2 protein-coding genes are annotated in these 1,868 nt (G+C 46.7%); one reads left to right on the top strand and one right to left on the bottom strand.

All coding sequences use genetic code 11. The features are described 5' to 3' along the window. On the top strand, positions 1 to 576 hold a 576-nt coding region (locus L462_RS24740), incomplete at its 5' end, for an IS3 family transposase (protein WP_255358220.1). 230 nt (positions 577 to 806) lie between these two features. Here the strand turns inward: L462_RS24740 and L462_RS25720 are convergent. Further along, positions 807 to 1,868, bottom strand: a 1,062-nt coding sequence (locus tag L462_RS25720; RefSeq protein WP_032679491.1) for an RHS repeat domain-containing protein, incomplete at its 5' end; no start/stop codon positions are given.

Genomic DNA, 1,868 nt, shown 5'->3' with positions numbered 1-1,868 from the left:
GCTTACCGACGAACGGGACATATTAAAAAAAGCCGCGGCGTACTTCGCAAAGCTGTCCGACTGAGGTACACCTTTATCCGTGACAACACCCGTTGCTGGCCTGTTCGCCTGCTCTGTCGGGTGCTGGATGTTCATCTGGCCGTGGTTATTGATCTGCTCTCCCGGAAAGTTATCGGCTGGTCAATGCAGCCCCGGATGACCAAAGAGATCGTCCTGAATGCACTTTTGATGGCCTTGTGGCGGCGTAATCCGCAAAAGGCGGTGCTGGTTCACTCTGACCAGGGCAGCCAATATACAAGCCATGAATGGCAGTCGTTTTTGAAATCACACGGCCTGGAAGGCAGTATGAGTCGTCGTGGTAACTGCCACGATAATGCGGTCGCAGAAAGCTTTTTTCAGCTACTAAAACGTGAACGGATAAAGAAAAAGCTCTACGGAACGCGGGAAGAAGCCCGCAGCGATATTTTTGATTACATCGAAATGTTTTATAACAGTAAGCGTCGGCATGGTTCGAGCGATAAGATGCCACCGACAGAATATGAAAACCGATATTACCGACGACTCGAAAGTGTCTAGATTATCCGTGGCGATTCAAAGTGCCATAAATGATGGAATCTGTCTCGCTAGCCTTTAGATGATGAAAACGTAGCACCGGAACGAGACAAAAACAACCCAAATGAGACAGAAAACTGTCTCACCAGGTTGCCTTCTTTGGGTGTACCCATTTGAGAATAATAATTGAGGCCAAGTGAATCAGACAGAGACCTTTATAAATAACAGGTATCTGTCAAACTTGATTTAGCTCATTAACCTTGATGCGACAGAGTGTTTTTCAATCGCCCAAGCAACTTAGTGAAATTTGAATGTTTCTGGTCAACATGTGAGAGCACCATAGCTTCAATATCAGCGTTGCTCCTTCCTTCTGAAGAAAGATGCCTGATCAGAGCGAGAGATTGTTCAGGATCATTTTTATCTACATCCATTCTCGAGAGAAAACCCGCAATTAACAACTCTGGCTTCACATGCGGAGTGGAATCCGAATCGAGAGCTAAACCTGCAACTTCAAATATGTTAAAAGTTCCAATGTCGACAACTTCTTCATGCACAGGTGAATTCGAGAATAATTTTGTATCGACCTCATCCTGCTCGTCTTCATCAAAAGGGTCGATATTTTTTGAAGTTTCGGTAACTATCATCTTATGTTTAATATGTAGAACCCCAGATTGCTCTGCAACAGACTCTATTCTTATCAAACTGGTACCTACGCTTATGTACTTATTTTCCAATAGTTTTATTTTGGTTTTATATTTACTTGTACTGATGGCTGTGCCATCTCTATTTCCAATGTCAATATCAATATCTTTGGGTTCGCGATCTGCTCCGTACAACTTGGCAACTAAGCTTCCACCTAGCTTAGCATTTATCCCAAAATCGCGAAGATAATTGGTTAATGCCATACCTAGTATTGCTTTATGCTGTACTTTGGGAGACTTATTTTTCATTTGCTCTTCCAACTTACCGAAACCTTTTAGTGAATCAGACTCTGGAGCGCACCCATCCATATCCCGCATTGTCATGGGATTATTCCTGCACATGCGGAACAGGTTCAGGCCGTCCACCGTGCCCGCCGGGTCTGCGGAGAGCCACCGCCCCGACCACGGCTGGTAGTACCGGTATCCGTAGTAGTACAGCCCCGTCGCGTCGCGCTCCTTGCCCGAGTAGCGCACCGTTTTGTAGTCCGCTTCCAGCTGACTGCGCGCCGTCAGGATGGCGGTGCCGCCGAACGGGTAGTACTCCTCCGTGCTGATAATATTCCCGTCGCCGTCCAGCTCCAGCCCGCTGCTTCCCGTCAGGTTATCGTGGCTGTA

Source organism: Enterobacter sp. BIDMC 26 (assembly GCF_000534435.1).
Taxonomy (GTDB): domain Bacteria; phylum Pseudomonadota; class Gammaproteobacteria; order Enterobacterales; family Enterobacteriaceae; genus Enterobacter; species Enterobacter ludwigii.
The sequence above is the reverse complement of the archived record's forward strand: the minus strand, read 5'-3'. Positions and strand labels throughout refer to the sequence as shown.